Source organism: Candidatus Dependentiae bacterium (genome assembly GCA_013821315.1).
In the GTDB taxonomy this organism is placed as follows: Bacteria; Babelota; Babeliae; order Babelales; family Babelaceae; genus JACDHA01.
On sequence record JACDHA010000043.1, the window covers coordinates 1 to 4743 of the forward strand.

4 protein-coding genes are annotated in these 4743 nt (G+C 38.4%); all 4 read left to right on the top strand.

All coding sequences use genetic code 11. From position 1 onward, the window contains the following. On the top strand, positions 1–1044 hold a 1044-nt coding region (gene pilM, locus H0X48_06730; protein MBA3954985.1), incomplete at its 5' end, for a pilus assembly protein PilM. After that, positions 1044–1601: a hypothetical protein gene (locus H0X48_06735; GenBank protein MBA3954986.1), complete on the top strand. Its 558-nt coding sequence runs from the start codon at positions 1044–1046 to the stop codon at positions 1599–1601. The genes pilM and H0X48_06735, both read left to right, overlap by 1 nt. A 19-nt stretch (positions 1602–1620) precedes the next feature. Next, positions 1621–4158 (top strand): hypothetical protein, encoded by a 2538-nt coding sequence (locus H0X48_06740; GenBank protein MBA3954987.1) that lies wholly within the window; start codon positions 1621–1623, stop codon positions 4156–4158. Further along, the coding region (locus tag H0X48_06745) for a hypothetical protein (GenBank protein MBA3954988.1) at positions 4151–4743 on the top strand (593 nt) is incomplete at its 3' end. The genes H0X48_06740 and H0X48_06745, both read left to right, overlap by 8 nt.

Genomic DNA, 4743 nt, shown 5'->3' on the forward strand with positions numbered 1-4743 from the left:
GCGCTCATTGATATCGGCCTTACAAGCATACGACTGGCTATTATAGTTAATGGACAACTTAAATATATTCGCGTTTTACCCACAGGCCTTATTGTAGCTGCAAAAAAAATAGCCGCTCTTGTGCACATTGAGCCTACTGAGGCTCTTGAGCATCTTATGCGCTTTGGCCTTGAGCAGAACGATAAGCCACATTATACACAAGCAAGTGAAGAAGTATTGCAAGACTTGCTTAACGAATTACGATTTACCATTGTATCCTATACAAGTAAACTTAAAGATTCAGACACTTTAAACGAAGTAATTATTACAGGTGCTGGCGCAGATATACCAGCATTACAAAAACTTGTTGCAACACATATGGATACCAAAAGCGAAATACTGCAAGCTAAAAAGATTATGCATAATGGTCAGATAGATAGCAAAGTAAGTACGTTACCTAATAGTTTTTTAGTCAGTCTTGCAACGGCACTTTCTCTTCCTGTTACCCAAGAATTTAATTTGCAACAAGCTCAAGCAGCACGTCAAGAAGATGCTTTAATTACCCATCAGCTTTTTGCAGCAGGTGTTCTAGCATTACTGCTTATAACTTCTTTTTCTGTGTATAGTTATTTGCGTGTACGTAATTTAAAAAATACCTACCAAGAATCAAGCAAAGAAGCATTAAGTGAAATCAAGCGTGCTTTCAAGCTAAAAGAGTCACAAGCAACTTCTTTAGACACTGCTAATAAACGCGCTAACACACAACTGCAAAGTGAAGAATCAACCTGGCAGCGACTTTCAGCACATAATCGCTATTCGTTGTTAACTATTTTGGCAGCATTAAGCAAATGTATTAACTTTAGTGAACTACGGCTAGATATGCAAACTATAAAAATAAAGAACAATAAAGTGCAACTGTATGGCTCAGTACCTGATTACACAAGCCTTGATATATTGCAACGGCAACTTGAGTGCCCTTTGTTCCATAAAATTGGTAAATTAAACAATATTATCTTTAAATCAGAGCCTATTGAGTTGACGGTTAAAGATGAAGAGGGAGCATAATGGAAGCTCTTAATAAACTTAAGCATACGCTTAAAACAGCTGATACACGCGAGCTATTTATCTATGCAGGAAGCTTTATTGCTGCGTTAAGTATAGTACTGTCATTTGCTTTTTACTTTCACCTAAAGCGGGTAAACTACTACACCCAACAACTCAGCACCCTAGATAAACAACGTAAAGAGGCACGCAATTTGCTTTCTCGTTATAAATTGGTCAATCAACGCCAAACGGAAGTAGAAGATATTTTAAATCAAGATCCTAGTTTTAGAATTGAGCCTATTTATGCAAATCTTATACAAAAATTAGGACTTACCTTCAATCAACCTGAAGCGCCTACATCAGATAATGGTGAAACCGTTAAAGGAAAAACTGAACGTATACTTAAAAGCCGCTTAATTACTATGAGCATGAAGCAGTTAACTGACCTGCTTTCAGCTATTGCAGATATACCACAACTGTATCCGCAAGCTCTTGAAATAACTAAGATACCTAACGCACGCGCCGTTAACGTTGATCTTACTATTGCTACGTTACAACCAACTTCTCCATCAACATAATACTCATGGAGTAGAGTTTATGAATAGATTATTTTACCCATTATTTTTTTCTCTTACATTACTTACTAGCTTTATAAGCAAAGCAGAAACACCAGCAGAATTTTTACCTGTAGTACCTAATGCTGAAGTGCAAGATGCTTTTGAAAAAAGCCAAGTTGTCGCTCAATTGGGACCAAAATATCAAGAATATATACCGTTTGCTTTTGAACGTAAGCCACTACTAGATATTGTTAATACCGTTGTAGCAAGCCGCGGTGCAAATATTATTTTGCCACAACGTCCTGCAGAACTCGATGCTTTAAGAAAACAGTTAGTTACCTATCAACCAGAAACGTCACCTCGCGTTACTGTAAACGAAGCATGGCGCCTTACTGAACTTTTTTTGGATGCTCTGGGTTTTAGTATCATTAAAAAGAAGGACAAACTCTATACCATTGTTAAAAACGGCGGACAACAGCCAAATGAGCAAAGTGTTGGTCGCGAACCGTTGCCACTTTATATTGCTACACCTGCAGATAAATTGCCCCGTGGAGACGAACGTATTAGATACATTTATTATTTACGTAATTTACGTGTCCCTCAGAATCCTAACGAGGCAACCACTAACGAGCTTACTGAAATTTTTAAGCAAATGCTTTCTCCTTCAGCTCTTGTAGGTCCCGGAAATATTCCTGTTATATATGAGCCTAAAACAAATGGCTTTATTATAGTTGATAAAGCCAACAATATTTCTTCTGTTATGCGCATCATAGCAGAACTTGATGCTACAGGCTTTAAAGAAGTAGTGGAAGTATTGCCGCTGTATAATATTCCAGCACAAGACGTAAAAGCAGTATTTGAAAATTTACGTAGAGCAGCAGGCGATGCAGATCGGACATCTCCTTTTATAAGGCAAGATCCACGTGCTGACAGTATTTCTTATTTTGCTGCAGACACAAAGATACTAGCTGATCCACGCACTAACTCGTTGATTTTAATGGGCAGAGAAAGTGCCGTGTCGCGTATTTCTGAGTTTATTCAAGAGTATGTCGATACTCCAGCAGAATCTGCCGGATCAATTTTACATTATTATGACCTACAATATTTAGACGCTAAAAATTTCGCTGATGTTTTGCAAAAAATTGTAGCAGCGCAGGCACCTTCTCAATCTGTTGGAGCTCCCAGTGGTGCTGAAAGATTTTTCCAAGGTGTAACGGTATTTGCTGAAGCACGTGAACCATTAAGAACTATCGATTCACAGCTTACTGAACTTAAACTTGAGGGTGTAGATTATAACGTTGGTATATCCAAAGATAATATTTACCAAACGGGTGGTAATCGTATTATTGTTGCTGCTCTCGCAAGTGATTGGGAGCGTGTACGTGGTCTTATAGAGCAACTTGATAAACCGCAACCACAAGTAATATTAGAAGTTCTTATTGTTGATCTAACTGATACAGAGAACTTTAGCTTAGGAGCGACCAGCCGTAATCCAACTAACACTACCAATGCTACTGGTCCGCAATTTTTATCTTCTAACTTAAGCCCCGTTAATGCGGTACTTAATTTTCAGACAGCAACGACGAATGGTGTAACTAATTTTACTACAGGTGTACCACCAAACCCAGCTCTGGCTCAAGATTTGCTTGGTTACTTTAATAACAATATTAATGGCCAAGGCACCGGAGATCCTGATTTAATTTCACTTATTAATGGAACTACTCAAGGATCAACACTAATATCATTTAATGATCCTGCTACTCCTGGCATTGCGCTTATTTTACAGGTACTTCAAAATCATACAACGTCAAAAGTGCTTTCACACCCCTATTTGGTTACCACTAACAATCAAAAAGCAACTATTGCAAACCAACAATTACTGAGAGGCACTGGTGCCGTTGTACCTATACAAGCAGGTGGTGTTGAAACACGTGTTGTTGATATTCCTGCCGTAATTCAAGTACAAATGTGGCCTCATATAAGCTCAAGCGATAGGCTTAACCTCCAAGTAGCAGTTGACGTTAACCAGTTTATAGATCCTGTTAACTTTACGCGTATAACACGGCGTGTTAACACTGATGCTAATATAAGCAGTGGTGAAATATTAGTTATTGGTGGTCTTACCCAGATTATTGAAAATGATTCAACGTTTGAAACACCTTTCTTATCAAAAATACCTATTATTGGGTATTTGTTTAAACGTAATACTAAAATTCTTACCAAAAGTAATTTAGCTATATTTATTGCCCCAACTATTGTACAAGCTAAATTACGTGGTGGCCTTAACGTGTATACAGCAGATAAAATACGTAAATCACGTAGAGATGCCAGTGATTCTGTTATATTTGATACGTTAAGAGATCCTATAACACGTATCTATTTTACTGATGACGCACCTAAAAACGAAATAGTACGCGAATATCTTAAGCATGCTTCTAACGCCCCTGAGTTTGAAACACTTAAGACCACACGTGAACTACGACGTGAAAAAAGCAGGCCTTTGGTAGCGCCACCTCAACCAGCTCAACAATTACTACCCATACCTCGACGCACTAACGTAAAAGAGATTCTTGGTTAACATGGTAGTTATAACGATAACTAACCTCAAGCATGCTCTTGTAAATAAGCATGCTTTGAGCGCTCTGGTTTGTATTGGCTTAAGCTTTGGTATCTGTTATACGCAATCGCCTCAAGCGATTGAAATTAAAGCAGGACTACAAGAGCATGCTCTTGTAAAAAAACTAGGATCAGGTCACACTGCTCTTATACCGTTTATGTTTGATAAAAAACCACTACGCGAGATTATCAATCGAGTAACGGCAGCTCTCGGGGTAAATATCGTGTTACCACAAAGTCCTGCCCAACGAGAGCTTATAGACAAACAACTGGTAAGCTATACACCACTTAAAAAAGGGCGCATTAGCCTAGCTAAAGCATGGCGTCTTACCCAATTATTTTTAGATCTTATGGGTTTTAGTGTAATAAAAAAAGAGTCGCACTTGTATGCTATTGTAGCTAATGGAAAACCACCAGAAGCATCAGTAACACGAGAGCCTTTGCCCCTTTTTGTGGGTACACCACCAAAAAAATTACCCAAAGGTACTGGTCGTATTAGATACGTCTATTATTTACGCAATCTTACCGTGCCGTCCACATCGCAAGC

Excerpts from the sequence above, each read along its gene's own strand:
- H0X48_06740 (MBA3954987.1), top strand. The coding sequence starts at position 1,621 with ATGAATAGATTATTTTACCCATTATTTTTTTCTCTTACATTACTTACT.
- H0X48_06735 (MBA3954986.1), top strand. The coding sequence starts at position 1,044 with ATGGAAGCTCTTAATAAACTTAAGCATACGCTTAAAACAGCTGATACA.